We start from the raw sequence: 24,398 nt of genomic DNA, 5'->3' as shown, positions 1-24,398 counted from the left end.
GTGGCACGCTGTCCACCGCTTAAGGAGGCGGTGGAGTACTTCGGGGGGAAGGACTTTGACATGCGCGTACCTACACGCGTCGTTGACACCGGGCTGTCGTCATATCGGGAACCAGCGCCACCACTGCCGCAAGGCAGCATTGATGCCGAGGCCGTGCCGGAGGCGGCCCGTGCCCAGCCCGTTCCGTTGGTTCGCCTGCTTATGCCGCTGGTCATGATCGCGGCCATGGTGGGCATGGTGGCGCTCATGGTTCTCGGCGCGGGTGATGCGCGCCGGATAAGCCCCATGAGTCTCATGTTCCCGCTCATGATGCTGGCCAGCATGGCGATGATGTTCAACCCGCAGGGAGGCGGGCAGGATCCGGACGAAACTCGCCGGACGTACCTGCGTCACCTCAAGGCGCTGCGCGAGGAGGCGCTGGAGCGCGCGGCGGCGCAGCGCGCGCATGAGGAACACCGCAATCCGGCGCCTGGGCAGCTCGGCGCGTTGATTCCGACGTCGCGCCTCTGGGAGCGGGATGCGGATGCCCCGGATGCGCTGGAGGTGCGGGTGGGCACCGGGCCGATGGCACTGTGCACGCCGATCAATGTTCCAGATTCGGGTGCCGCGGAAGACCTCGACCCAGTGTGTGCGGTGAGCCTGCGCCAGACCGTGCGCGCGGTGGGAACGCTGGCGGATATGCCGGTGGTCATCCAGCTCCAAGCCTTCCCTATCGTGGGGCTGGCCGGTGCGGATGCGCACGGTATGGCCCGCGCGCTGCTGTTGCACCTGGCGGTACTGCATGGCCCGGAAACCGTGGGCATTGAGTACCACGGGGAGAGCTGGGAGTGGCTGAAGTGGCTGCCGCACTCGAGGGATCCGGAGAGCGCTCAGTTTCGTATCCGCGTCGTGGAGGAGGACCACCGGCATCGCGGTGTACTGGACAAAGAGGGAGCGCCGGGGGACGCCCCGACGACCACCATCGCCGTGGGTGTCACACCTCATTCGCTGCTGGGCCGCCGTGCGGAGGACGAAGGCATTTACCTGCGGGCGGAAGGCGCGCTGTCCGTGGTTACCGCCGCGGGGGAGGAGGAGCTGGGCAGCTGCGCGCTTATCGACGTTTCCACGGCCCTCCTCCACGCCCGCACGCTTGCGCCCTATCATCGCCCCTTCGGCGGCGATGCTCCGGCAACGCCACGGCACGGTCGCGATGCAGACCTCCCTGTGCTGCTGGGCTACCGGGACGTGGATGCGCTGCAGGCCTCCGGCATGTGGCATGGCCGCAGCCCGGCCGAACGCCTGCGCGTGCCTATCGGTGTGGACGAGTCCGGGCAAGCGGTGGTGCTCGACCTGAAGGAGTCGGCGCAGGGCGGCATGGGCCCGCATGGGCTGTGCATCGGTGCCACGGGCAGCGGAAAATCGGAGCTGCTCAGGACGCTCGTCGTGGCCCTAGCCGCCACGCATAGCCCGGAGGAGCTCAACCTCGTGCTTGTGGACTTCAAAGGTGGCGCGACCTTTCTCGGCTGCGAGGAGCTGCCGCACACCTCCGCCGTGATTACCAACCTGGAGGAGGAATCTACCCTGGTGGAGCGCATGTACGATGCCATCTCCGGGGAGATGAACCGCCGCCAGGAGCTGCTGCGCAAGGCCGGCAACTTTGCCAATGTGGGCGAGTTCAATGCTTCCGCTGCCGCGGTGGCGGAGCACGGGCCGCTGCCGGCGCTGGTCATCGTGGTGGACGAGTTCTCGGAACTGTTGGGCCAGCACCCGGACTTCGCGGAGCTCTTCGTCGCAGTAGGAAGGCTCGGCCGCTCACTGCACGTGCACCTGCTGCTGGCATCCCAGCGCCTGGAAGAAGGGCGCCTACGGGGATTGGATTCGCACCTGTCCTACCGCATTGGCCTGAAGACATTCTCCGCCGGGGAGTCCCGCCAGGTCCTCGGTGTGCCCGACGCCTACCACCTCCCCGCCCAGCCGGGATCCGGCTACCTCAAGACGGATGCCGATGCCCCCACACGGCTCCAGGCCTCCTATGTATCCGGCCCAGTGACGCGCCGGGTAGCCCTAGAAGATGATGCTTCCGCACAGCACACGGCGCGCCTGGAGCTTTTCACCGGGCACCGCGCTGCGGTAGAGGACGTGGACTATGCGGTACTCGTGGATTCCTCGAGCACCCTCCTGGACACCGTGGTGGCTGCTGCCCGGGACGAAGCCGCCGGGCGTGGCCAGTCAGCGCGGCGAATCTGGCTGCCGCCCTTGCCGGCCGTGGTGGAGCTGTCCAGTGTCGCCGCTGTGCAGGTAGAACCGCCCGGTGCGGGCGGCGGGCTGTGCGCCGAGGTGGGGCTTATCGACCGCCCCTATCACCAGCGCCAAGACCCGCTCACCGTGGACTTCACGACGGGTGGCGGGCACCTGGCGCTGTGCGGTGGGCCGCAGTCGGGCAAGTCAATGGCGCTGCGCAGTATCGCCTCCGGGATGGCCCTGCGGCACTCGCCGGATCAGGTGCGCTTTTATGTCATCGACTTGGGTGGCGGACAACTGCAGGTTCTGGAGCGGCTGCCCCACGTGGCCGGGGTGGCCGGCCGCGAGGAACCGGAGAAGGTACGGCGCATCGTCGACGAAGTCGCTGGCCTCGTGCGTCGCCCGGAATCCCGCCACACCTTCCTGATTGTGGATGGCTGGCACCACATTGGCACCTCTGGGGCGGATTTTGAAGATCTCGCCGAGCCGATTACCCAGCTGGTCGCAGATGGTGCGTCTTCCCACGTTCACGTCCTGATCGCGGCGGCGCGGTGGACCAGCCTGCGGCCGTCAATCCGGGACCTTATCGCGGCGCGCCTCGAGCTGCGTCTGGGTGAAGCCATGGATTCCCTCATTGACCGCAAAGCACAACAAAAACTCCCGGCAGCGCCCGGTCGGGGCATCACGCTGGCGGGGGAGAACCTGCTCTTCGCTGCGACGTCCCCGCAGGATATCGCTCATATCTGCGGAGTGCATGCGGACGCCCAGCCGGTCCCGCCGTTGAAGATGCTGCCCGCCCTGCTCACCGAGCTTCCACAACCGGTAGGCAGCCCACCGGCCGGGGTGGCCTGGGGAATTGGCGGGCCGGACCTGGACCTTCTGACGTGGGATCCGACCACGCAGCCCCACCTCGTGTGCATTGGTTCTCAAGGTTCCGGTAAGTCGCAGTTCCTCAGCGTGATTCTCGCCGGTATCAGCCAACTGAACCGGGAGGAAGCCCGCCTCGTGGTTATCGATGAGCGCCGGGCACATTTGGGGACGCTGGATGAGGAGATGGTGGCGGTCTACGGGGCGTCGGCAAGCGCAGCCACCCAGGCCATCCTCGATACCGTCCGCACCTTAGAGCAGCGCCTCCCCGGCCCCGAGGTCACTCCCGCGCAGTTGGCCGCGCGGAGCTGGTGGGAGGGGCCGGATATTTACCTTGTCATCGATGATCTCGACTTGGTCAGCGACATTGCCCTGGCACCACTTGTGGAGATTCTCCCGCACGCCCGCGATGTGGGCCTGCACCTAGTGCTCGCGCGCAAATCAGGAGGAATCGGGCGCGCGCTGTTTGGGCAGTTCCTCTCGGCAGTGCGCGACCTGCAGCCAGCACTGCTGCTTCTCGACGCCGACCGCGACGAAGGCGCCATCTTCGGCATCAAACCAGTAGCGCTGCCGCCCGGCCGCGGCCAATGGGTCGTGCGTGGGGCACCCCAAGGCCTGGCACAGGTGTATGTGCCGGACACCGACACACCAGAAGAACCACCACACACCACATCCAGCAAGGGAGATAACCAATGACCGCGACTCATGCACTGCGCACACCGTCGACTACGCCAGAGACCACACTCGTTATCACGGTGCTCGACGCCGCCACGATCTATGAGGGGCCGGAGACGATCTACCGCTACGACTTACCCGGCACTGGTATCGCCGAAGGCTGGGCGCTCGACGCCGTCCTTGACCAGGCAGAAAAGGTCTGCGGGGCGGAGTGGCCGGAGGTAAGCGCCGAGGTGGTAGCGGATCCATCCGGTACGGACATCACTGACGAGGCAGTGAGCATCCTGCGCCGCCAACTGACCGGCGCGGGCGCGACGGTAGTGGAAACAGAACCATCGCCGCCCGTGGTGGAACAAACACCGACTCTTACAAGGGCGGTTGTGGACGGGCACGACGAGGGCCATGCAGATACCGTGACAGCTGAGCGGCCGCGAGCCACGCGCGCGCGACGCTCCCATCGCGCGACACCACACCGCCTTTCTGCGCTCGTGGGAGGCATCGACCCCTTCTATATCGCCATTGCGGTCATGGTGCTCGTCGTGGCCGGGGTGTCCTGGTGGGCCGTGGGACGCAAAGACGCAGCCTTAGCAGCCGCGACACCACACCAGACGGCGGTAAGTACTTCCAGTGCTGCCCATTCGCCGGGTACGACCCCGACCCAGAGCTCGGACGCGCCGACTGAGGAGGGCGGGACGCAAGGCTCGCCCGGGGATACCGGCAGTGCGCAGCTGCGTCCGGGCCAACAAGCCATCGACGTGGAAGGGATGTCCTTGGTCTTGCCACAGGGTTTTCGTACCAGCGTGGAAGATGGGCTCGTTACCGCGGCCGGTGAGGATCCCAACCTGCGGATCCTTGTCGCTGCAGATCCGCTTTTCAACGTGCCCGTTGACGTCCTTTTTGCGGAGATCAAGGAGCAGATCGAATCCGATCCCGCCCTCCGTGATCCGGTAGAGGAGTCCGGGCGGCTGACCTATACCGAAGACCCCGGCGATGGCTCGCGGGTGACCTGGATGATGTGGGAGGACAAAGGCCACCAGATGTCCGTGGGCTGCCACACCAAGTTCGAGCCCAACGTGGTGCAGAAGGCAGCGTGCCGAATGGCGGCGGAATCGCTGGTTAAGAAGGACTAAGCAGCGGCAAGCCAGAAAAATTAAAAACTTTGAAACCGGTGGGAACCGATGCGCCACTAACTCAGTCCAATAAGGGTGAGAAGGACACAGGGTGCTTCTCGGGGGGAAAGAAACACACATCAGGCCCCGTAGTAAAAGGGCATGCCCCAGGTAGGGAACAAAGAAAGGGAGAGAACAATGACTCAAACGTTCCGCACAGAAGCCGACGTAATGGTGGCCACCGCCGGCCGCGTCGACTCCACCAATGACGAGGTACAGGGTGAGCTCACCCGTCTGCAGGGAGTTGTGGACTCCGTCCGCGCCAGCTGGGCAGGCCGCGCGCAGGTTTCCTTTGACAACCTGATGCAGCGCTACAACTCCTCCGCACAGCAGCTGCGTGAGGCACTGACCGCCATCAGCGACAACATCAGGGACAATGCCCGAAACTTTGATTCGGTTGAGGCAGATAACGCCCAGTCCTTCGACAACGTCGGCGGCGCGGGCCTGGCCCTTTAAACAGAGCCGCAGCCTCCTATAGCCGTACGCACTGAACCACACACGAGCACACAGAAGATAAGGAACACGCAATGTCTGGAATTAAGTATCAGTTTGGCGCCATCGCTGGTGCCGCCGCCGACATCAACTCCACCTCCGGCCGCATCAACGGGCTCCTCGGTGACCTTAAGGCCACCCTGCAGCCGATGGTATCGACATGGGAGGGAGAAAGCGCCGCCGCATATAACGCGGCGCAGGCCAAGTGGGATAAAGCTGCCGCCGAGCTCAACACGGTGCTAGCGACCATCTCCACCACGGTGTCCCAGGGCAATGACAATATGAGTGACGTCAACCGCCGCGCCGCCGCTAGCTGGGGCTAAACCGTCTCGACTGCGGGTCTTTCGCTAGGAGTATGGGCGCAGTCTTCCATCACCATTCACAACCATGAGCGGTGGGTGGCGTGGAGGAAGGCGTGAAGGGCTAGGAGAGGGGGTGCAGTCAATGGAAGGGCTGGACGCACCACCTCACAGTCAGCACTTTCTGCCCACCTAGTGAAAGGCGCCGGTATCGCTTCTCATCAACGTTTCTGTCTCTACCCCCACCCCGAAGTATCTGGGGATGGAGGCGTTGGTGAGGGGCGATATCGGCGTTTTGGGTTTTCAAACAGCCTCATACTAAAGTGAAACACCTATGTGTCCGCACCCGCGTCTACGTGGGTGCGCGCGTGCTGCAGGTCTCCACCGGCCGCTGTATGTACCGCGTAGGGGCTTACATAGCGTTGGCCGGCAGTTCCGAGACAGACTTTCAAGGAGTCATTTTGTCTACTTTCCACCCGAAGAGCGGTGACATCACCCGCAAGTGGTACGTCATCGACGCTACCGACGTGGTTCTGGGCAAGCTTGCTTCCACCGTGGCTGACATGCTGCGCGGTAAGCACAAGCCCCAGTACGCACCGAACGTTGATTGCGGCGACCACATCATCATCCTGAATGCGGACAAGATCCACATTTCTTCCAACAAGCGCGAGCGCGAGATGCGCTACCGCCACTCCGGCTACCCGGGCGGCCTGAAGTCCATGACCCTTGGTCAGTCCCTGGACGCCAACCCGGTTCGCGTTATCGAGGAAGCTGTGAAGGGCATGATGCCGCACAACAAGCTTTCCAACGCCTCCATCAAGAAGCTGCACGTTTTCGTGGGCGAGGAGCACCCGTACGCCGGCCAGAAGCCGGAAACCTTTGAGTTTAAGCAGGTGGCACAGTAATGACCGAGCAGAACATCGACAACAATGTAGCCGACGCTGCCGACATCGCTGCAGCAACCGCCGCTACCGAGGAGTTCACCAACACCATCGGTGATTCCCTGGCAACCGACACCGAGGCTGAGGTTGAGACCGCTGCCCCGGCTATCCACGAGGGCCCGATTCAGACCGTTGGCCGCCGTAAGCGCGCCATCGCTCGTGTCCGCCTCGTCGCTGGTTCCGGCAACATCTCTGTCAACGGCCGTGCCTTTGACGAGTACTTCCCGAACAAGCTGCACCAGCAGGACATCCTGCAGCCGCTGACCATCCTCGAGCGCGAGGGCCAGTTTGACCTCAAGGTCACCGTCACCGGTGGTGGCCCGACCGGCCAGGCCGGCGCCCTGCGTCTGGCTATCGCCCGCGCACTGAACATCTACAACCCGGCTGACCGCCAGGCCCTGAAGAAGGCTGGCCTGCTCACCCGTGATGCTCGTGCCGTGGAGCGCAAGAAGGCTGGTCTGCACAAGGCACGTCGTGCCCCGCAGTACTCCAAGCGTTAATCTTCGCGCATACTGCATTTTCGAAAGCCGCTGCTTCCCTTTCGGGGGAGGTGGCGGCTTTCCCCGTTCGGGCAGCGCACTGGTGTGATTCTCCTTATACTAAGCGGCGTGAAAGTCATTCTTGAGAGCGCGCGGGACGCACTATCAGTCCCCTTGGACGCAGCAAAGCTGCTGTGGCGGTACCTGCCGCAGCTGATCACGGTGATTTGCCTGTCGCTGGCCGTGCGCGCGGCGGTGCTGTGGTTGGCGGTGGTTATTTCTGAGTATTCGCCGTTGGCCGCCACGCTCATCTTCCCCTTTGCGCCGCTTTCTGTGATGACCGGCGTCATCGTGTGCTTTTGGATCATGCAGCCGTCCATGGAGTTCTTTGGCGGCGAGACCCGCTTTAGCAAACTGGATAAGACCACGCTGCTGACCGTCGGTGGCCTCCTCATCCCGTTCCTTACCGTGTATTCCTCCCACGGCCTGTTGCGGGATGACGCGCGGACCTTTGTCTACGACTCCGTGACCATCGAGGTGGCCACTAGCTTTCTCGATTATGATTTCGGGCGCTCGTTCATAAACTCCGGATGGCTATTTGCAGGGTTTCTCATTTCTATCGTGGTGCTGCGCAAACTCATTGGTGCGCTGCAGTTGGGGGAGCGCGCCTTTGGCGTGGCCACTGCGGCGGCGTACCTGGAGGTGCTGTGGATGGCCACGGCGTCGCTAAGTATCACCAGCAATTTTGAGAAGGTCCGTGTGTGGATTCTTAGCCGGCAAGGCATTGGCCCCGTGTGGGACTCTATTGTCACGGCGAAGGATTGGATCGTCGCCCACACCTGGGTCATTGGTGCGGTGATTGGGTGGCTGTGGAATAACGCGGCGCAAATCGGCAACTTTATCGTCGTGCCCTTCGCATGGCTGACCCTCGGCGCGGTGGTCTACAACACGAGCCTGACCAGAGAGAAGGACAGTTCTGAGCCGGACACGTCAGGCGAGGAGGACGCGGTACCGCCCCTGCAGACGGTAGCCGATGCCCCCATCGAAGGTCCCGCCGAACGAGGAAAGCTCTCCCCGCATGCCGAGCAGAAGATGTGGGCCGATTATGGGCGTCGCTATTCGGAAGCAGCCTTCCGAACGACGCGAGACATGCTGGACAACGCCGCGCAGCCACTCGTCGGCCCCTTCCGTAATGCGTGGCGCAATTTCAAGACGCTGGCAGTCGCCGGTGCGGTCCCCATGCTGACCTTCTGCCTCGTCTTCGTCTTGGCTTCGGGCGCTGAGCTGGGCGTAATCTATGCCCTGCGTGCCATCATCAAACCGCTGGCGCTGGGGACCATCACCATTGGGCTTGAGCCTTATGTGCTGGTCCTTGCCCGAGCCGTGTACTTCCTCGTTGCGCTCCCGCTGGTGGTAGCCGCGCTGGACCGCTTCCTCAACGCTGAGTACGCCGAGGCGGAGGACGCAGATGAGAGCACCGACGAAAACCAAGGCGAAGAGCCGGACGCTGAATCTGCCGTCCCAGCGAGCCAGGCGGGAGAGAAGTAGGTGGAATCGGTGACACAGACTACTGAGCACACTCAAGCCGGTGACGTGGATCGCGCAGAAGCCACGACCGATCCTGATACCCACATCAGCGCGCGCAAGCTGAACATTCTCACCCTGGTTGTCGCGGTGGTGTTGATTGCTGGCGGGATTACGGTTGAGCAGATCAACAGGCGCGGGTCCAGCGAGGAGCTGGCGCGTCCGGACCTGCGGGAGGACCACATCGTGAACCTGCGCCCTGAGACCGCGGACGTCTTGCCGGAGGCCTTCATTGAGAAGATCGCCCTGTGTACCGAAGCACCGCTGCAATCCGAGAATGCTCTGCTAGAAGGAGCCCACGGCTATTCCTGCAAGCCGTGGCTTACCAAGGAGCAGGACGCTGAGGGGCTCATGACATTCCATAGTCCGCGGGACATTGTCATTGGGGAGGAGGCCGAAGAGATGTACAGAGCCTTGCCCGATTATCACGATGATGCCTTCCAGACGTCGACCCGTACTGTTCGCGAGGCGAATGGTTCCGCCCCGGAAGTCCTCGTCAACGAATGGGGCAAGGATGGATTCGGCGGTGGCGACATTTTCGTCTACTACCCAGAAGAGAAGGTAATGGTGTCGTGGCCGTGGAACAAGACCGATCCGGGCGCGGAGGACGTTGAGGCGGTTGTCCGCGCAGAAGGCTTCTAAGCGCCTGTGCGCAGGCGCACCTCATAAGGGGCGCCCCAGGTGACGAATAATTCGGAAGGCTCGAAATCGGCGTTGGTGACGAAGTAGTACGTCATCTCCCATTCAGCCGGCCGCGCGCTGGGCTCGGGGAGGATATTGGCATCTAGTTCGAAAGGATTGATGGCCATCGGCCCCGCAGCCCCTTCGGGTTCACAGAGGTTGGGGAAGGCGGCGGGCATATCGGTCGGCACGTCCTGCGGGGACAACACGAGGCGGACAGGTTGCTCGATCCCTTGGCCGTCACGGAGCCCGACCTCGCATCCTTCAAGTGGGCTTTCCGGATCCGCATGCCAGTCCACGGTGGCCTTGTAGAGTGCGGTGTCCCCGGGGAGCGCAGGGGGATCCATGAGGTTCTTGTCGGCATAAAGGGAGCCGAATTCGGAGGGGTCTGCCTTGTCGATGGCGGCCAGGGTGACCGTCGCCGAGCGCTGGGCGGTGTCCTGGTCTAGCTGATAATCAAAGCTGAACTCGGCGGGCTCTTGCTTGGTGGCCTCGACGGTCGAATGGACCGACAGCGGTCGGTATCCGTGCACCATGACGGAGGAGGAGGCCGCCACCATGATCGCGAGCGCCGGAAGAGTTGCTGCCCACCACCACGCCTTCGAGGCCTTCTTCGATGCTGTGTCTTGGGACGTCATGCTTTAACCTCCACGGCTGTGTGAAGTTCCTTGCCCATGGGGACCGGTTGTTGGTGGAAGTCGCCGAGGAGATTCTCCACCTCTAGCGCCAGCGTGGCGGGGCCCAGCGAATCCTCTGGGAGTACAAAGAGACTGGTACATGTCATGGGGAGGGAGACGACCTCGGCGTCGCATTGCGGTGTGGTCGTGCGGAAAACACGGCCCTCGGAGTCTTCTAATTTCAGGCTCAGGGGGTAGGAGTGAGTGCGCTCCAGCGTGAAATCGACGGCTACTTCATACAGCTCACTGAGCTCCTCGCCCTCGGGCAGAGTACCGGTGAATTCCGCGTAGTCTCCAGACGCCAGCGGGCGAGTGTGGACGTCTACCTGGCTAATGCGGGTGTGCCCGGGTATTTCGTCGGTGTACTCAAAGTGGGAGAATTCCACCTCGCGCGGATCGGGCATCTGGTCACTAATGAAGATGCCCAGGGAGGTGATCGCTGCGGCCACGGCGATCATGGGGACCTTCTTGCGGTTGAGCAGGGGCAGGGAGGAAGATTTGCGGTGGGTCATGCCAACTCCATCTCTGCTACGGGGGTGGGGTCAAACCAGCGGTAGGACATGTCCAGGCTGGATTTGCGCACCGTCAGATCGTTGAGAACAAGCGCTGTTCCGGGGGCATCGTCGACGGTGATGTCGACGGCGAAGGGAACCCCGGGGTTGGGCCTGGTCACCGCCCCGTTCTCCAGTGAAGGCGCGATGGAGAACTGCTCAAAGGGGATAGGCTCACCATTGCGGGTAAGGCTAAACATCTGTTGGTAGTCCGTGAAGGCGGTGTCTTGGGTGTTGAGGAACGTGGCGGTGACGTGGACTTGGCCGGCCTCGACGCGGGGCTTATCGACGACCACCTGGGCCTGCTGCAACTCCACCGTTTCGCCCGGAGCGATGACTGCAGGTTCTTCCGTTTCCGCGGGCTCGGTATTTCCGAGCACCAGAAATAGCGCTGCGACAACGAGTACCGCCATGTTGAACTTGGTGAGCACACCATCGGTGAGGGCTTTGAAGAGTTTCACTCCCTTCGACTCCCTCACGCGAGTCAAGCCTTTCGCATAGGACATGGTGATTATTCAAGCAGAGGACGGCCCAGCGCGCGCGTTAACTGGGGAAACTCCCCACCGGCCCTGCTCACAGGGCAGAAGGTGGGAAGAAGTCTACACAACAAGAACGAGCCGACCTGCGCCAGGCAAGGGGGAGCGGGCATAATAAACAACTATGACTCGACTTTTTGGAACCGATGGAGTTCGCGGCCTCGCGAACAAGAAGCTCACTCCCATTCTGGCTTTGCGCCTAGGGCAGGCAGCGGCGGAGGTGCTGACCTCGGACCGGGAGTCCTACGAGCGCCGCCCGCTGGCGATTATTGGGCGCGACCCGCGTGTGTCGGGCGAGATGTTGGATGCGGCGATTGCCTCGGGCTTGGCCTCACGCGGCGTCGACGTCGTGCGCATCGGCGTGCTGCCGACCCCGGCCATCGCATTCCTCACCGATGATTTTGGGGCGGACCTCGGCGTGATGATTTCCGCCTCCCACAACCCGATGCCGGACAATGGCATCAAGTTCTTTTCCGCGGGCGGCAAGAAGCTGCCGGATGAGGTGGAAGACCGCATCCAGGCTGCCATGGACAACCTCACCGACGGTGGGCCCACGGGGACCAAGATTGGTCGCATTATTTCGGAGGCCCCCGACGGCCGGGAGCGCTACCTCAAGCACCTAGCAGAGGTCGTCACCACGGATCTGAGCGGTATCAAGGTTGTCGTCGACACCGCAAACGGTGCTGCCTCCAAGGTTGCTCCGCAGGCCTATGAGGCAGCGGGCGCTGAGGTCATTGCTATCCACAACAAGCCCAATGCCTTCAACATCAACGAGGACTGCGGTTCGACCCACATTGAGAAGACTCAGGAGGCCGTCGTCGAGCACGGCGCTGATCTGGGCCTGGCCCACGACGGTGACGCTGACCGTTGCCTAGCCGTCGATGCTGAGGGCAACGTCGTTGACGGTGACCAGATCATGGCGATCCTCGCGGTGGGCATGAAGGAAGAGAACGACCTCCGCTTCAACACCCTGGTGGCCACCGTGATGTCGAACCTGGGGCTGAAGCTGGCGATGCAGGAGCAGGGCATTGAGGTCAAGGAAACCGCCGTGGGGGATCGCTACGTGCTGGAGGAGCTCAACCGCGGTGATTTCTCCCTGGGCGGCGAGCAGTCCGGTCACGTCGTGCTGCCGGATGATTGCACCACTGGCGATGGCACACTGACGGGACTGTCCATCATGGCGCGCATGGCTAAGTCCGGCAAGACCCTTAAGGAGCTGGCCTCCGTGATGACGGTATTGCCGCAGGTGCTCATCAACGTGCCGGTGTCCGATAAGGCGGTCATCCTCAATGCCCCCGAAGTCAAGGAAGCTATTGCCGCCGCCGAGGCAGAGCTTGGTGATACGGGCCGCGTCCTGCTGCGCCCCTCAGGCACAGAGGAGCTCTTCCGCGTCATGGTGGAAGCAGCTGAAAAGGAGCAGGCACGCAAGGTAGCGGGCAAGCTTGCTGCCGTCGTTGCCGCTGTCTAGTTCTACCCGCATAATCGCAACCCTGGGCCTTTGGCCTGGGGTTTCTTCTTTTTCTGCGCGGTGGGGGAACCGGCGGGTGGCTTTCTCAGTCCAATAAGAGCAGGAATCACTGTTTGTTGTGGACAAGAAGGAGGGCGCACATGCCCGACGTATTTTTTGATGAGGAGGAAGCCACGCGGCTTCTCGACGACGTCATGGACCAAGCCCGCGCCCAAAGTGACGCACACCGCGGGGACAGACCGAGCTTTGCCCCGTCTTCTGCGGGGCGGGATTTTAGCGGGCATGGGGCGCAGATTCAGGCGTTGTTGAGTCGGCTACACGAGCGTGGTGCGTGGCGCTTGGAGAACATATCGGCCACCGCGGGCGCCGCGCGTGAGCAGGTGCGGGCGTTTGGCGACGTCGACCGTGGCCTCGCTGGCCAATTCGGCAGCCAGGAAACGGGGGCGAACTGATGTCCACGATGATCAAGTCGCTCTTGGGCGATTATTCACAGGTAGTCTCCCAGTTTCAGGCTGCGAGCCTTGGCGGCTACTCCGGTCCCAGCACACCGATTGATTTGTTGGGGGACATGGTGGGTTCCGTCGACGGGATCAACCCAGGAGAGCTCGTGACGCATACCGCGTCGGCGATGGGCGCGCGACGTCCACTGCGCGGCGGCAATGGTCTGCGGGATTTCCTCCTTGGCACGGTGCTGTCGCTGGCTGGGGGAGCGATCATGGATCACCTGCGCGGCGTGCAGGATGACTTTGAGAAGGAAAGGGACGAAGCCGATGATCTGGTGGAGTCCGCGCAGCAGTGCTCCGAGGCCATCGAAGACGTGGTCAGTGTTTCCGAATCTGCCGTAGCGGAGTTGATTTCTGCAGTAATTCCGCTGCTGAATATCTTGACCATGTTGCTGCAGCGGCACCCGTTGGGCAAGGCCATCGTCCCAGTTATTTCGCGCATTGGCGGTGACCTAATCGACCAGACGAATGACACCATTTCGCAAACCTGTCGGGACCGCGACACTGCCATTGAAAATTGCTACGGCGAGTTTGAAAAGCGCTGCACCGAGGTATGCGAGCGGGAGCTGCCGGAAACCCCGCCTGAGCCTGAATGCGGTTGCGAGGAGAAGCCGAAGGAGTGCCCACAACCGGATCCTGAGCCCTGTGAACCGACGAAACCTGTGAGCCCCGCAGAACCAACGGCACCGGCGCAAGCCCAGCCAACGCCACCGGCGCCGACAGCGCAGCCCGCTCCACCGCAGCAACCAGTCGAGCCGGAACCAGACAAACCGGTGGCACCGCCAGAAAAACCTGCGCCAACCCAGCCCGCAGGGGTTTCGGAAGAAGAATGCCCGCCGGCTGAGGATAAGCCTCGGCCAGCGAAACCGAACACGCCGCATACCGTGCCGACTGAGCCCGCAGCGCAAGCGCAGCCCACACCCGATTCCACCGCAACAGAAGAAGAGCACAAGCCGTGCGGGTGCCACGCGGAGAAGGAGTCGCAGCAGTCTTGTACCTGCACTGAGCAGCCGCGCGACGTGGGAACCACCACGCCGGCCGACGCCGGGATTGAGGTGCCCAGCGAGGTTGACGTGCCGACCGCACCCGTGCAGGCGGAGGTGACTGAATGCCCGGAGGAGGCGGTGCAGGTAGTCGAAGAGGTCGAGGAGCCTGACGAGCCTGTAGAAGCTGAAGACTGTGAGGAAGAAAGCGGCGAGAGTCCTAACGCGGAATCCTGTGAGTGTAAGCTGGAGGAATCCTGCTGCGGAAGTCTGGGCATCCTAGGCGTAGGAGTTGCCATTCTGGGGCTTGGGCTGCTGGCTGAAGCCGCCGTGGATTTCATTGAGAACCTACCGGAGCCTGAGCTGGAACCTGCGCCTGAGCCCGAACCAGAACCAGAGCCGCAGCCGGAACCGGAGCCAGGTCCACCGCCGGCACCAGAACCAGCCCCGGACAACGGAGTCACGCCACCACCGCCAGAGCTAAATAACGTTCCGGAGCCAGAAGCTCCACCGGAGAAGCTGGCGCATATGCAGGCAGCGGAAGCGCCGGCACCGGCACCAGTGCCGGAACCTGCACCGGTGCCAGCCCCTGAACCGCCCCCTGAGCCAGCTCCTGGGCCGGCTCCCGGCGCGGGAGCCGCACCAGAAATGAAGCCGGAAACGGCACCGGAAGAAAGCTCAGATTCCCCATCCGTACAGGCGCGAAAGGCAGGGCAGTGGTAATGCCGCACAATGATTTCGATGAGTTCGCACGCGGATTCCGTGAGCGCACAGCCGCACGGCTGTTGGAGTTTGAGAAAGCGATGGCCAAGGCACAGGACGAGCTCGAGAAGTCCGCTCAGCGCGCGGCCCAAGCCCAAGCGCACACACATGCGCCGCACACACATACGCCGGGGCGAAACCCAGAGTCCAGGGGCGTGCCGCATAGTCAAGCGCAGGGGCAGGGCCGGGGCCGTCCGCGCGGTCAGGTGCAGTCGGTGCTCAGGCGCAGCTGAAGCAGCAGCGAGAAACAAGTCTGGTTCCTCGCAGCCACAGGTGATACCGTGAGGTGACTGCCTACTGCACGTATCAACCAGGGTGAGGAGAATGCCGCATGACAACAGTGCCTTGGCTTCATGACGTCCTGTGGGGCGTTCTTCCCATGCTGTACCTCTTGGTGGCTTTTGTTGTGCTTGGCATTGAGATTAAATTCGACAGAGAAATGTCCCACATAAAGCTGTGGACGGCCGCTCAGTTGCTTCTGCCGGGCATTGCACTTATTGCCTGGTATTTTCTTGAAGTCCCTAAGCTAAAACAACTACAGCAGGACGACAACTGATCGTCCTGCTGTAGTTAGGAAAAGCCGCGCTGTGAAGCGCTATTTCGTTGGAGCTTTATTTGCTGTACTCAAAGCCGGCGCGTTGAGCCAGGTCCTCGCCGGTGAAGCTCTCAACGCCCTTCGCGGAGGCGTCGGCATCCGCAAAGCCGTCATACTTGGATTCGCCAGCCAGGGTGGAAAGGAAGAAGCCGGTCACAAGGCCGCGGGCGGTCTCGACTGCGGAGCCCTGGAAGAAGCCGGAACCGAGCGCCAACTTGAAGAACTTATCCTCGCTGAAACCGGACTGCGTGCCCTTGGCAATCTCCCGGTAGGCCACCGGTCCGCCCCACGCGTTGGCCAGCTTTGCGGGGTTGCCGGCGCGGAAGATGTCATCCTGGCCCGCGCCGATAACGAGGCCGCGTGCCTTGACGGAGCGGGCAGCTTGAACGGCGGATGGTGAGGTATCAGCAGGGTAGAGGGCTGCGACGGCGCGGACCTTCGGGTTATCCACGGCAGCCAAGGTGGCTACGCCGCCTCCCATGCCGTGGCCGAAAACGCCCAGCTTGGAAGCGGACACCGAAATCTTGCCAGCGCCCAGCCTAACGCCGGCGGCAATCTGCAAAGCCGATTCGAGGTCGGCAGCCAGGTTACGGTGCTTGGCAAACACACCAGTCTCCGTATCGGGAGCAACCACCACGATGCCCCAGCTGGCTAGGTGGCGCAGAGTGGCGTGGTAGTCCTTGACGTTCTTCGTCCAGTCGTGAGCAAACGCCACGGCGGGCAGGCCCTTGCCTTCAGCAGGGGTGTAGACCTTGCCTTCTAGCCCTGCATAAGACAGGTCCCCAACGAGGACGCGGTGCGGGCCGCGCTTGGACAACGTACCGAGATGCTTCTTCAAATTCGCAGACACGCTTTACAGAATAGAGGAAAGCGTAGACAAAGAGGTGGACATGTACCAGATAGGTGGGGGAAGGTTTTAAGCACGATCCTTGCGGTTCGGCACGATAAATCATGCTGTAAAATTCCGTTCCATGTGTGGAATCGTTGGATACATTGGCCATAACACCGATGGTCGTGAGTACTTTGCCCTCGACGTTGTGCTGGAGGGCCTGCGCCGATTGGAGTATCGCGGCTATGACTCAGCAGGCGTCGCAATGTACGCCGATGGGGAGATCTCCTGGCGCAAAAAGGCTGGAAAGGTCGCTGCGCTGGAAGCTGAAATCGCTGCGCGCCCGCTGAAGGATTCCGTCTTGGGCATTGGGCACACCCGCTGGGCAACCCACGGTGGTCCAACCGATCTGAACGCCCACCCGCACGTCGTGGACGGCGGCAAGCTCGCCGTCGTGCACAACGGCATCATCGAGAACTTCGCCGAGCTTAAGAGCGAGCTGGAGGCCAAGGGCCATAACTTCGTGTCCGAGACCGACACCGAGGTAGCCGCCACCCTTCTGGCAGATGTGTTCCACAATGAGGCCGGCGGCGACCTCACCAAGGCTATGCAGCTGACCGGCAAGCGCCTGGAAGGCGCGTTCACCCTCTTGGCTATTCATGCCGAGCAGGCCGATCGCATCGTGGCTGCGCGCCGCGATTCGCCGCTGGTCATCGGCTTGGGTGAGGGGGAGAACTTCCTCGGCTCGGATGTCTCCGGCTTCATCGACTACACCAAGTCCGCCGTGGAGATGGACAACGACCAGGTCGTCACCATCACCGCGGATGACATCGAGATCACCGACTACGACGGCAACCCCGCCCAGGGCAAGCCTTTCGAGATCAAGTGGGATGCCGCCGCTGCCGAAAAGGGCGGCTTCAACTCCTTCATGGAGAAGGAAATCCACGACCAGCCAGCAGCAGTGCGCGATACGCTGCTCGGCCGCCTCGACGAGACCGGCAACCTGGTCCTCGATGAGATCCGCATTGAGGAGTCGGTGCTCAAGTCCATCGACAAGATCATCGTCATCGCCTGCGGCACCGCCGCTTATGCCGGCCACGTCGCGCGCTACGCCATCGAGCACTGGTGCCGCATCCCGTGTGAGGTGGAGCTGGCCCACGAGTTCCGCTACCGCGATCCCATTGTCAACGAGAAGACCCTGGTCGTGGCCCTCTCCCAATCGGGCGAGACCATGGATACCCTCATGGCAGTGCGCCACGCCCGCCAGCAGGGCGCCAAGGTGATTGCTATTTGCAACACCCAGGGTTCCTCCATTCCGCGCGAGTCCGACGCCGCCCTCTACACCCACGCCGGCCCGGAGATCGCCGTGGCCTCCACCAAGGCCTTCCTGGCGCAGATCACCGCGACCTACCTACTTGGCCTCTACCTGGCGCGCCTGCGCGGCAACATGTTCTCCGATGAGGTCAACTCCGTCCTGGATGATCTGCGTGCGATGCCGGATAAGGTCCAGGCAGTCATCGACAACGAAAAACAGGTCTACGATCTGGCCACTGCCATGGAGAACGCTAAGTCGGTGCTTTTCCTCGGCCGCCACGTCGGTTTCCCCGTCGCGCTGGAGGGCGCGCTCAAGCTCAAGGAGATCGCCTACCTGCACGCGGAGGGCTTCGCTGCCGGCGAGCTCAAGCACGGCCCGATCGCGCTTATCGAGGAGGGCCAGCCGGTCTTTGTCATCGTGCCTTCCCCGCGCGGTCGCGATTCCCTGCACGCCAAGGTCGTCTCCAACATCCAGGAGATTCGCGCCCGCGGCGCTATCACCATCGTCATCGCGGAAGAGGGCGACGAGGCGGTCGAGGCCTACGCCAACCACATCATCCGCATCCCGCAGGCGCCGACGCTCATGCAGCCGTTGCTGGCTACTGTGCCGCTGCAGATTTTCGCCTGCGGTGTAGCCACCGCCAAGGGCTATGACGTGGACCAGCCGCGTAACCTTGCGAAGTCGGTGACCGTCGAATAGCGCTGAGCCCTCAAGTGGCACAATGGTGGGTATGTTAAAAACCACCGTTGACCTCAACGCTATTGCCCACAATGTTGCTCGCGTGAAGGAGGCGGTGGCCCCGGCCCGCCTCATGTGCGTGGTCAAGGCGGACGCGTACGGGCACGGTGCGCAGCGCTGCGCACCGGTCATGGCGAAGGCGGGGGCAGACGCCTTCGGGGTGGCCACGCTCGTCGAGGCCGTGGAGTTGCGAGGCGTCATCGAGGACCTTCCCATCGCCGCGTGGCTGTGGGAGCCAACGGAGGACCTCGCCCCAGCCCTTGCCGCTGGTATTCAGATCGGCATCCCATCTTTGATGCACGCACGAGCCCTCATCGAGGCTGCCGAAGCGCCCACCGAAGCCTTCGTGATGGTGGAAACGGGGATGCACCGGTCGGGCGTCGACAAGCATGCGTGGCAGGAGACCTTCCGCCTGCTTGCCGACGCCCCCCACATCACCGTCCTAGGCCTCATGTCCCACTTTGCCTGTGCGGACGAGCCGGAGCACCCGCACAATGATCATCAGGAGGCGGAATTCCGCCAGGCCCTAGCGCTTGCACGCGAGGTGGGGCTGGAGTGCCCGCTGAACCACCTGGCCAATTCGCCGGCGGCATTGACTCGCCCCTCAGCACGTTTTGAACAAGTGCGCGCCGGTGTGGCCCTGTACGGGCTTGAACCGGTGGCCGGGCTCGACCATGGGCTGGAACCAGCCATGACGTGGGAGGCTTCCGTTGTTGCTGTGAAGCCGATTTTGGCGGGGGAGTCCACATGCTATGGCCTGACCTGGACCGCGGATAGTGACCGCGAGCTCGCCACCGTCAGCGTGGGTTATGCCGACGGGCTGCCGCGCGCCTTTCAGGGGGCGCTGCAGGTAGGCATTGGTGGCGAGTTGTACCAGCAGGTGGGGCGGGTCTGCATGGACCAGATCGTCGTCGACCTCGGCGCCAACCCTCACGGCGTGCGCGCCGGAGACACCGCCGTTATCTTTGGGCGCGGCGGTATGAGCGCTACAGAATTGGCCGCGGCCGCTGGCACCATCAACTATGAAGTGGTGTGCCGCCCGACCGGGCGCACCACGCGCACCTATTGTGAAGGAGCTAACGATGCGCAGTGATTTTCCGCACGAAGGGCGCCGTGTGGCTGCCACCCCGGAGGATGCCCAGGCCTTCGGCGAAGAGCTGGGCGCGGCGCTGGAAGCAGGGGACTTGGTGATCCTCGACGGCCCCTTAGGTGCCGGGAAAACCACCTTTACGCAGGGCATTGCCCGCGGGATGCAGGTGAAGGGACGGGTGACGTCGCCGACCTTCGTCATCGCGCGCGAGCACCCTTCCCGCGTGGGCGGGCCGACGTTGGTGCACGTGGATGCCTACCGCTTGCTCGATCATTCGGATGATCCGTTGGGGGAGCTGGACAGTCTAGACTTGGACACCGAAATCGAGGACGCCGTGGTCGTTGCCGAGTGGGGTGGGGGCTTCATGGAGCGCCTGTCCGATGCGTACCTCGCCATCACAATCAACCGCGACTCGGACGATGACGTCCGCGTCTTTACATGGAAATGGGTGAACTAACGTGCTGGCTTTTCTTGCCGAACAGCCCCTGCTGACGCTCTTTCTGATCATGGCGGTGGGACTGGCCGTGGGCAAGATCAATGTCTTCGGCATTTCGCTCGGCGCCGCAGCGGCGATGTTCGTGGCCTTGGGCTTGTCCGCGGCGAACCCAGACATCGTGGTCCCCGCCTTTGTTTATCAGTTTGGTCTGGCCATCTTCGTTTACGTTATCGGCCTGAACTTCGGCCGCAGCTTCTTCGAAGATTTCCGCCGGCGCGGTTGGAAGATGTCCATGGTGGTCATCGTCTTCTTTTTCATCCTTGCGGGGCTGACAACCTTGGCGATGCGCCTCTTTGATCTGGACCCCGCGATCAGCGTGGGCACGCTGGCAGGTTCGCTGAGCTCGACGCCTGGTATGGCCGCGGTCGTCGAGGCCCTGGGCGGCGATAGCACCCCGGTGGTGGGCTATTCCTTGGCCTACCCTGGCTGCATTATCGGAACCATTTTGGTGGCCGCCATCGGCGCGAAGGCGCTGCGCGTGAATCACGTTGAGGACGCCCGGGCCGAGGGCATGATTGCGGAGCCGCTGGAGTGGCGGGCGGTGCGCCTGACCCGCGACTTTGACGCAACGGTAGGGAAGCTGCAGGAGGTGACTGGCGAGCGCGTCATCGCTACCCGCCACGTCAACAATCCCCACAACCACAACCTGGCCTACCCGGAGCTGCCGCTGCGCGCCGGCATGGAGCTCTTGCTCAACGGCACGGCACCAGCGCTCGATAGTGCGATTTCCCAGCTGGGTGAGGAGATCCACCTCAACCTCCACGAGGAAGATGGCCTGGTCTACCGCCGCCTGACCGTGTCCAGCCCACGTGTTGCGGGCTATCAGCTCAAGGACTTGGACACTGTCAAGGAAGGCTTCCTCATCGCGCGCGTGCGCCGCGGTGACTCCGACGTCGTGCCGAACGAGGAAACCGTCCTGCACTACTCGGACCGTGTGCGCGTCATCACCGCGCCGGGCAGGCTTGACGACGTCCGCCGTTTCCTCGGCGACTCCGAAGCCAAACTCGGCAACGTCGATCTCTTCCCCTTTGCCCTCGGCCTCTTCATTGGTCTGCTCTTCGGTGCTATCCCGATTCCGCTGCCAGGCGGCACGACGCTGTCCTTCGGCTTCGGTGGCGGCCCCATCGTCGTCGGCCTCATCCTGGGCGCGCTGGGCCGCTCGGGCCCGATTAACTGGCAGCTTCCTTTCCACGCCAAGCAGACTATTTCCACGCTGGGCTTGACCTTGTTCTTGGCGGGCGTGGGAACGTCGGCTGGCGGCCAGTTCCGCGACGCCTTGTCGGATCCGACCTCCCTGAAGTATATGGGCGTGGGTATTGTGCTGTCGCTGGTCTCCGCCATCGGCATCGTCGCGGTATCCATGCTGGTGCTGCGCCTGAAGTTTGATGAGTCGATGGGCATCGCCGCAGGCATGACCACGAACCCGGCGATCATGGCCTACCTCAACCCCCAGACCGGCACCCAGCTGGCAGAGCGCGGCTATGCCACCGTGTACCCCACGGCGATGATCGGCAAGATCCTCATGTGTCAGGTCCTTGCCCTGTTGATCGTCTGATCCTTTTCTCGGCACCGGAAGGGCCGGTCAGGGTCGCTGCAGGGCGGTCACGTAGGATATCCCCGTACTGAACTCCCTAATATTAGGAGCACATCCCCATGAATAAAATCGGCCAATTCATCACGACCGTCGTCATCGGCGGCTTTGCCATCGTCCTTGGCTTGCTCATCGCGCTGTCCATGACCCGTTCGCCGGAGGAGCCTTCCTCGACGTTGGGTGAAACCTTGGACACGTACCCGAAGAACCTGAGCTTCTCCGCGCTCTTGGTCCCCGACGTCTACGGCCAGGATTGGATTGCCGGTCTCGTCGTCTGCCCGGGTGCTACGGAGCAGCAGCTTGGGGAAGGCGGCGTGGATGTCGCCGGTATCGACTTTGTCGACGGCAAGGTGGCGGAGGATGAGAACTACTTTGTCACCGTCAGCGTCAATCAGGAGTACCAGGTGGAGAAGCTGAACCGCTCCCAGGTGGACCTCTGCTCCGGCGTCCTCGAGCAGGTGGAGATGGCCAAGGCCCAGGGCCAGGACGCTCCGCCGCTGCGCGGCATCCAGCCGGGCGAGCCGCTGCAGTTCCTGCGCGGTGATGACCAGATGTTGCAGCAGGGCGCTGACAATGAGGACGCTCCTGCCTGGCAGTTCGTGGGCTAATGAAGGTCCTCGCACTCGATACCGCCACCACGGATCTGGTCACGGGCATCGTTGACACCGACACTGGCGACAGCATCGACCGCGTCATCAGCGGTACGCGCGCCCACAATGAGCAGCTCATCCCTACCATCGAGGAGCTGCTTGCCGACGCCTCCCTGACCTACCCAGATCTCTCCGCCATCGTCGTGGGCACGGGGCCCGGACCATTTACCGGCCTGCGCGTGGGCATGGCCACCGCCTCCGCGTTGGGCGTGGCCCTCCACGTGCCGGTACACGGCGTGTGCACCTTGGATGCCATCGCGCATGGGCGCGCGGGGGAGTGGCTGGTAGCCATCGACGCCCGCCGCAAAGAGGTCTACTGGGCCACCTATGACGAAGGGGAGCGCCGTAGCGGCCCGAACGTATCGAAGCCGGAAACCCTCGATCTGAGCGCCGCCGGACTTTCGAGTCCGGAGACCGCGCGCCTAGTGTTCCCAGAGTCCATCGCCCCGCGTTTGCCGGAAGGTATCGCTGACCTTCCCCGCGAGTGGGCCACACCGCGCGCCGCGGGTTTGGTGGCCTGCGCTGATCTGTCCGCTGAACCCGCGCCACTCGTCCCGCTCTACCTGCGCCGTCCCGATGCCGTGGAGCCACAGACCAAGCCGCGCTCGGCCGCGCTCGTCGGCGGCATCGAGGACACTCCCGAATCATGAGGCTGCGCCCACTGACCCCCGCGGACGCGCCGCGCTGTGCTGAGCTCGAGAAAGTCCTCTTCCCCGGCGAACACCCATGGCCGGCGCATGCCTTCGAGCAGGAAATCGCGGCGGGCCACACCACCTACTGGGCGGTTGACGCAAGCGTCAACCGCGAAGACCACAACGACAACCGCGCGGAAGTTCTCGGTTACGCCGGCGTGGGACGGATGGGGCCTGCCGCCTGGCCGGAGTACGAAATCCACACCATCGGCGTCGACCCCGCCGCCCAGCGGCGCGGCATCGCGCGGCTGATGATGGACGCCATCGTCGAGCTTGCAGATTCCCACGACGCGCCCATCTTCCTCGAAGTGCGCGTGGGCAACGATCCGGCCATCCGCCTCTACGAGGCCTATGATTTTGTCATCAACGGCCTGCGCCGCAACTACTACCAGCCCTCCGGCGCGGATGCCCACACCATGTATCGACCACGAAAGAGTGAGAGATGTTAATCCTCGGCATCGAGTCCTCCTGCGACGAAACCGGCGTGGGCATCATCGAGCTGTCTGAGAACGGACACATGGAGATCCGCGCCGACGTCGTCGCCTCCTCCATGGAGCAGCACGCACGCTTCGGCGGCGTGGTGCCGGAGATTGCCTCCCGCGCCCACCTCGAAGCCATGCCGCAGGTGATGAAGGCAGCGCTGGAGGAAGCGGGCGTCGAGAAGCCAGATGCGGTGGCCGCCACCGTGGGGCCGGGACTGGCCGGCGCGCTCCTCGTCGGGGCGTCGGCAGCCAAGGCCTTCGCCTCCGCGTGGGGCGTGCCCTTCTACGGCGTCAACCACCTCGGCGGGCACGTCGCGGTGGCCAACCTGGAGGGCGAGGAGCTGCCGCACTCGGTGGCCCTGCTCGTTTCCGGCGGCCACACCCAGCTGCTCGAGGTCGAGGCCGTGGGCAAGCCCATGAAGGAACTGGGCACCACGCTTGACGACGCCGCCGGCGAAGCCTACGACAAAGTCTCCCGCCTCCTGGGGTTGGGGTATCCGGGAGGGCCGGTCATCGATAAGCTGGCCGCCCAAGGCGAGCCCACCATCGATTTGCCGCGTGGTTTGTCCAAGGCCGAGGACCTGCGCGGGCCCAACCGCCACAACTTCTCCTTTTCCGGCCTCAAAACGGCAGTAGCGCGCCACGTGGAAAAAGCCGAGCGCGAGGGCGCGACGGTCCAGGTTGAGGACCTGTGTGCCTCCTTCCAGGAGGCGGTGGCAGATGTGCTGACCGCCAAGGCCGTGCGCGCCTGCCAGGACACTGGCGCCAAGGTACTGCTGCTCGGCGGTGGCGTGGCGGCGAATTCGCGGCTGCGCGCACTGGCGGCGAAGCGCTGCGAATCCGCGGACATCGAGCTGCGTGTGCCGCGCTTCAAGCTGTGCACCGATAATGGCGTGATGATCGCGGCGGTGGCCGCCCAGCTCATCCACGAAGGCGCAGAACCCTCCGGCCTGGCATGCGGGACCGATACGCAGCTTGAGGTGGAAGTGCCGCTCGTGGCTGCTGCGCGCTAGCGGATGCGCAACCCCCAGGG

General features: G+C 63.3%; 25 protein-coding genes. 21 read left to right on the top strand and 4 right to left on the bottom strand.

The genetic code is table 11. The features are described from left to right. Window positions 1-60: 60 nt before the first annotated feature. The 8 genes from eccCa to HMPREF3056_RS09435 all read left to right on the top strand — a co-directional run bounded on the left by eccCa (window position 61) and on the right by HMPREF3056_RS09435 (window position 9,368). Window positions 61-3,783, top strand: coding sequence for a type VII secretion protein EccCa (gene eccCa / locus HMPREF3056_RS09470; RefSeq protein ID WP_246822505.1), 3,723 nt, complete (start codon window positions 61-63; stop codon window positions 3,781-3,783). After that, window positions 3,780-4,892 (top strand): type VII secretion-associated protein, encoded by a 1,113-nt coding sequence (locus HMPREF3056_RS09465; protein ID WP_070754640.1) that lies wholly within the window; start codon window positions 3,780-3,782, stop codon window positions 4,890-4,892. Before eccCa ends, HMPREF3056_RS09465 begins: the two co-directional genes overlap by 4 nt. A gap of 177 nt (window positions 4,893-5,069) precedes the next feature. Then, a complete protein-coding gene (locus HMPREF3056_RS09460) occupies window positions 5,070-5,387 on the top strand; it encodes a WXG100 family type VII secretion target (protein WP_046648440.1) in 318 nt (105 codons plus the stop codon). A 71-nt stretch (window positions 5,388-5,458) separates the two neighbouring features. Further along, a complete protein-coding gene (locus HMPREF3056_RS09455) occupies window positions 5,459-5,746 on the top strand; it encodes a WXG100 family type VII secretion target (protein WP_046648439.1) in 288 nt (95 codons plus the stop codon). Window positions 5,747-6,183: 437 nt separating this feature from the next. After that, complete coding sequence (gene rplM, locus HMPREF3056_RS09450; RefSeq protein WP_010189505.1) at window positions 6,184-6,627, top strand: 50S ribosomal protein L13; 444 nt, start codon at window positions 6,184-6,186, stop codon at window positions 6,625-6,627. After that, window positions 6,627-7,163, top strand: a complete 537-nt coding sequence (gene rpsI, locus HMPREF3056_RS09445) for a 30S ribosomal protein S9 (protein WP_046648438.1) — start codon at window positions 6,627-6,629, stop codon at window positions 7,161-7,163. Before rplM ends, rpsI begins: the two co-directional genes overlap by 1 nt. A gap of 108 nt (window positions 7,164-7,271) precedes the next feature. Then, window positions 7,272-8,690, top strand: coding sequence for a hypothetical protein (locus HMPREF3056_RS09440; protein ID WP_070545921.1), 1,419 nt, complete (start codon window positions 7,272-7,274; stop codon window positions 8,688-8,690). Between the two features lie 9 nt (window positions 8,691-8,699). Next, window positions 8,700-9,368, top strand: coding sequence for a hypothetical protein (locus HMPREF3056_RS09435; protein ID WP_141745913.1), 669 nt, complete (start codon window positions 8,700-8,702; stop codon window positions 9,366-9,368). Here HMPREF3056_RS09435 and HMPREF3056_RS09430 read toward each other — a convergent pair. The 3 genes from HMPREF3056_RS09430 to HMPREF3056_RS09420 are packed head-to-tail and all read right to left on the bottom strand — an operon-like array spanning window position 9,365 to window position 11,141. Further along, entirely contained in the window at window positions 9,365-10,045 is a 681-nt protein-coding gene (locus tag HMPREF3056_RS09430) for a hypothetical protein (RefSeq protein ID WP_046648435.1), read from the bottom strand. The genes HMPREF3056_RS09435 and HMPREF3056_RS09430 overlap by 4 nt on opposite strands. Continuing rightward, complete coding sequence (locus tag HMPREF3056_RS09425) at window positions 10,042-10,596, bottom strand: hypothetical protein (RefSeq protein WP_046648434.1); 555 nt, start codon at window positions 10,594-10,596, stop codon at window positions 10,042-10,044. The genes HMPREF3056_RS09430 and HMPREF3056_RS09425 overlap by 4 nt, the downstream gene beginning before the upstream one ends. Next, window positions 10,593-11,141: a hypothetical protein gene (locus tag HMPREF3056_RS09420; RefSeq protein ID WP_128081853.1), complete on the bottom strand. Its 549-nt coding sequence runs from the start codon at window positions 11,139-11,141 to the stop codon at window positions 10,593-10,595. Before HMPREF3056_RS09420 ends, HMPREF3056_RS09425 begins: the two co-directional genes overlap by 4 nt. A gap of 154 nt (window positions 11,142-11,295) precedes the next feature. Between HMPREF3056_RS09420 and glmM the strand changes: the two genes are divergently transcribed. The 5 genes from glmM to HMPREF3056_RS09395 all read left to right on the top strand — a co-directional run bounded on the left by glmM (window position 11,296) and on the right by HMPREF3056_RS09395 (window position 15,443). Beyond that, on the top strand, window positions 11,296-12,639 hold the full coding sequence (gene glmM / locus HMPREF3056_RS09415) for a phosphoglucosamine mutase (protein WP_046648432.1): 1,344 nt from the start codon (window positions 11,296-11,298) through the stop codon (window positions 12,637-12,639). A 140-nt stretch (window positions 12,640-12,779) separates the two neighbouring features. After that, window positions 12,780-13,091, top strand: a complete 312-nt coding sequence (locus HMPREF3056_RS09410; RefSeq protein ID WP_053089098.1) for a hypothetical protein — start codon at window positions 12,780-12,782, stop codon at window positions 13,089-13,091. Continuing rightward, on the top strand, window positions 13,091-14,848 hold the full coding sequence (locus tag HMPREF3056_RS09405; RefSeq protein WP_070702191.1) for a zinc metalloprotease: 1,758 nt from the start codon (window positions 13,091-13,093) through the stop codon (window positions 14,846-14,848). The genes HMPREF3056_RS09410 and HMPREF3056_RS09405 overlap by 1 nt, the downstream gene beginning before the upstream one ends. Further along, window positions 14,848-15,120, top strand: a complete 273-nt coding sequence (locus HMPREF3056_RS09400; protein ID WP_046648430.1) for a hypothetical protein — start codon at window positions 14,848-14,850, stop codon at window positions 15,118-15,120. The genes HMPREF3056_RS09405 and HMPREF3056_RS09400 overlap by 1 nt, the downstream gene beginning before the upstream one ends. A 98-nt stretch (window positions 15,121-15,218) precedes the next feature. Further along, a complete protein-coding gene (locus tag HMPREF3056_RS09395; protein ID WP_046648429.1) occupies window positions 15,219-15,443 on the top strand; it encodes a hypothetical protein in 225 nt (74 codons plus the stop codon). A gap of 55 nt (window positions 15,444-15,498) precedes the next feature. Here the strand turns inward: HMPREF3056_RS09395 and HMPREF3056_RS09390 are convergent, their stop codons facing one another. Continuing rightward, window positions 15,499-16,332: a dienelactone hydrolase family protein gene (locus HMPREF3056_RS09390; protein ID WP_070511351.1), complete on the bottom strand. Its 834-nt coding sequence runs from the start codon at window positions 16,330-16,332 to the stop codon at window positions 15,499-15,501. A gap of 121 nt (window positions 16,333-16,453) precedes the next feature. Between HMPREF3056_RS09390 and glmS the strand changes: the two genes are divergently transcribed. The 8 genes from glmS (at window position 16,454) to tsaD (ending at window position 24,378) form a co-directional block, all read left to right on the top strand. Further along, window positions 16,454-18,325 carry a glutamine--fructose-6-phosphate transaminase (isomerizing) gene (gene glmS, locus HMPREF3056_RS09385; protein ID WP_070511354.1) on the top strand — a complete coding sequence of 624 codons (1,872 nt, stop codon included), beginning with the start codon at window positions 16,454-16,456 and terminating at the stop codon, window positions 18,323-18,325. 31 nt (window positions 18,326-18,356) lie between these two features. After that, window positions 18,357-19,457 (top strand): alanine racemase, encoded by a 1,101-nt coding sequence (alr, locus tag HMPREF3056_RS09380; RefSeq protein WP_210401592.1) that lies wholly within the window; start codon window positions 18,357-18,359, stop codon window positions 19,455-19,457. Beyond that, a complete protein-coding gene (gene tsaE / locus HMPREF3056_RS09375; protein WP_070754639.1) occupies window positions 19,447-19,911 on the top strand; it encodes a tRNA (adenosine(37)-N6)-threonylcarbamoyltransferase complex ATPase subunit type 1 TsaE in 465 nt (154 codons plus the stop codon). Before alr ends, tsaE begins: the two co-directional genes overlap by 11 nt. A gap of 1 nt (window position 19,912) precedes the next feature. Continuing rightward, a complete protein-coding gene (locus tag HMPREF3056_RS09370) occupies window positions 19,913-21,505 on the top strand; it encodes an aspartate:alanine exchanger family transporter (protein WP_070754638.1) in 1,593 nt (530 codons plus the stop codon). A 98-nt stretch (window positions 21,506-21,603) separates the two neighbouring features. Then, window positions 21,604-22,149, top strand: a complete 546-nt coding sequence (locus HMPREF3056_RS09365; protein ID WP_046648423.1) for a hypothetical protein — start codon at window positions 21,604-21,606, stop codon at window positions 22,147-22,149. Beyond that, a complete protein-coding gene (tsaB, locus tag HMPREF3056_RS09360; protein ID WP_070754637.1) occupies window positions 22,149-22,841 on the top strand; it encodes a tRNA (adenosine(37)-N6)-threonylcarbamoyltransferase complex dimerization subunit type 1 TsaB in 693 nt (230 codons plus the stop codon). The genes HMPREF3056_RS09365 and tsaB overlap by 1 nt, the downstream gene beginning before the upstream one ends. After that, window positions 22,838-23,332 (top strand): ribosomal protein S18-alanine N-acetyltransferase, encoded by a 495-nt coding sequence (rimI, locus tag HMPREF3056_RS09355; RefSeq protein WP_049157032.1) that lies wholly within the window; start codon window positions 22,838-22,840, stop codon window positions 23,330-23,332. The genes tsaB and rimI overlap by 4 nt, the downstream gene beginning before the upstream one ends. Beyond that, window positions 23,326-24,378 carry a tRNA (adenosine(37)-N6)-threonylcarbamoyltransferase complex transferase subunit TsaD gene (gene tsaD, locus HMPREF3056_RS09350; RefSeq protein WP_070754636.1) on the top strand — a complete coding sequence of 351 codons (1,053 nt, stop codon included), beginning with the start codon at window positions 23,326-23,328 and terminating at the stop codon, window positions 24,376-24,378. The genes rimI and tsaD overlap by 7 nt, the downstream gene beginning before the upstream one ends. Window positions 24,379-24,398 lie beyond the last annotated feature (20 nt).

The sequence above is a fragment of the Corynebacterium sp. HMSC056F09 genome (assembly GCF_001815785.1).
In the GTDB taxonomy this organism is placed as follows: Bacteria; Actinomycetota; Actinomycetes; order Mycobacteriales; family Mycobacteriaceae; genus Corynebacterium; species Corynebacterium hiratae.
This window is presented reverse-complemented; position numbering and strand designations above follow the sequence as displayed.

Excerpts from the sequence above, each read along its gene's own strand:
- eccCa (WP_246822505.1), top strand. The coding sequence starts at position 61 with ATGCGCGTACCTACACGCGTCGTTGACACCGGGCTGTCGTCATATCGG.
- HMPREF3056_RS09465 (WP_070754640.1), top strand. The coding sequence starts at position 3,780 with ATGACCGCGACTCATGCACTGCGCACACCGTCGACTACGCCAGAGACC.
- HMPREF3056_RS09460 (WP_046648440.1), top strand. The coding sequence starts at position 5,070 with ATGACTCAAACGTTCCGCACAGAAGCCGACGTAATGGTGGCCACCGCC.
- HMPREF3056_RS09455 (WP_046648439.1), top strand. The coding sequence starts at position 5,459 with ATGTCTGGAATTAAGTATCAGTTTGGCGCCATCGCTGGTGCCGCCGCC.
- rpsI (WP_046648438.1), top strand. The coding sequence starts at position 6,627 with ATGACCGAGCAGAACATCGACAACAATGTAGCCGACGCTGCCGACATC.
- HMPREF3056_RS09430 (WP_046648435.1), bottom strand. The coding sequence starts at position 10,045 with ATGACGTCCCAAGACACAGCATCGAAGAAGGCCTCGAAGGCGTGGTGG.
- HMPREF3056_RS09425 (WP_046648434.1), bottom strand. The coding sequence starts at position 10,596 with ATGACCCACCGCAAATCTTCCTCCCTGCCCCTGCTCAACCGCAAGAAG.
- HMPREF3056_RS09420 (WP_128081853.1), bottom strand. The coding sequence starts at position 11,141 with ATGTCCTATGCGAAAGGCTTGACTCGCGTGAGGGAGTCGAAGGGAGTG.
- glmM (WP_046648432.1), top strand. The coding sequence starts at position 11,296 with ATGACTCGACTTTTTGGAACCGATGGAGTTCGCGGCCTCGCGAACAAG.
- HMPREF3056_RS09410 (WP_053089098.1), top strand. The coding sequence starts at position 12,780 with ATGCCCGACGTATTTTTTGATGAGGAGGAAGCCACGCGGCTTCTCGAC.
- HMPREF3056_RS09405 (WP_070702191.1), top strand. The coding sequence starts at position 13,091 with ATGTCCACGATGATCAAGTCGCTCTTGGGCGATTATTCACAGGTAGTC.
- HMPREF3056_RS09400 (WP_046648430.1), top strand. The coding sequence starts at position 14,848 with ATGCCGCACAATGATTTCGATGAGTTCGCACGCGGATTCCGTGAGCGC.
- HMPREF3056_RS09395 (WP_046648429.1), top strand. The coding sequence starts at position 15,219 with ATGACAACAGTGCCTTGGCTTCATGACGTCCTGTGGGGCGTTCTTCCC.
- glmS (WP_070511354.1), top strand. The coding sequence starts at position 16,454 with ATGTGTGGAATCGTTGGATACATTGGCCATAACACCGATGGTCGTGAG.
- alr (WP_210401592.1), top strand. The coding sequence starts at position 18,357 with ATGTTAAAAACCACCGTTGACCTCAACGCTATTGCCCACAATGTTGCT.
- tsaE (WP_070754639.1), top strand. The coding sequence starts at position 19,447 with ATGCGCAGTGATTTTCCGCACGAAGGGCGCCGTGTGGCTGCCACCCCG.
- HMPREF3056_RS09365 (WP_046648423.1), top strand. The coding sequence starts at position 21,604 with ATGAATAAAATCGGCCAATTCATCACGACCGTCGTCATCGGCGGCTTT.
- tsaB (WP_070754637.1), top strand. The coding sequence starts at position 22,149 with ATGAAGGTCCTCGCACTCGATACCGCCACCACGGATCTGGTCACGGGC.
- rimI (WP_049157032.1), top strand. The coding sequence starts at position 22,838 with ATGAGGCTGCGCCCACTGACCCCCGCGGACGCGCCGCGCTGTGCTGAG.
- tsaD (WP_070754636.1), top strand. The coding sequence starts at position 23,326 with ATGTTAATCCTCGGCATCGAGTCCTCCTGCGACGAAACCGGCGTGGGC.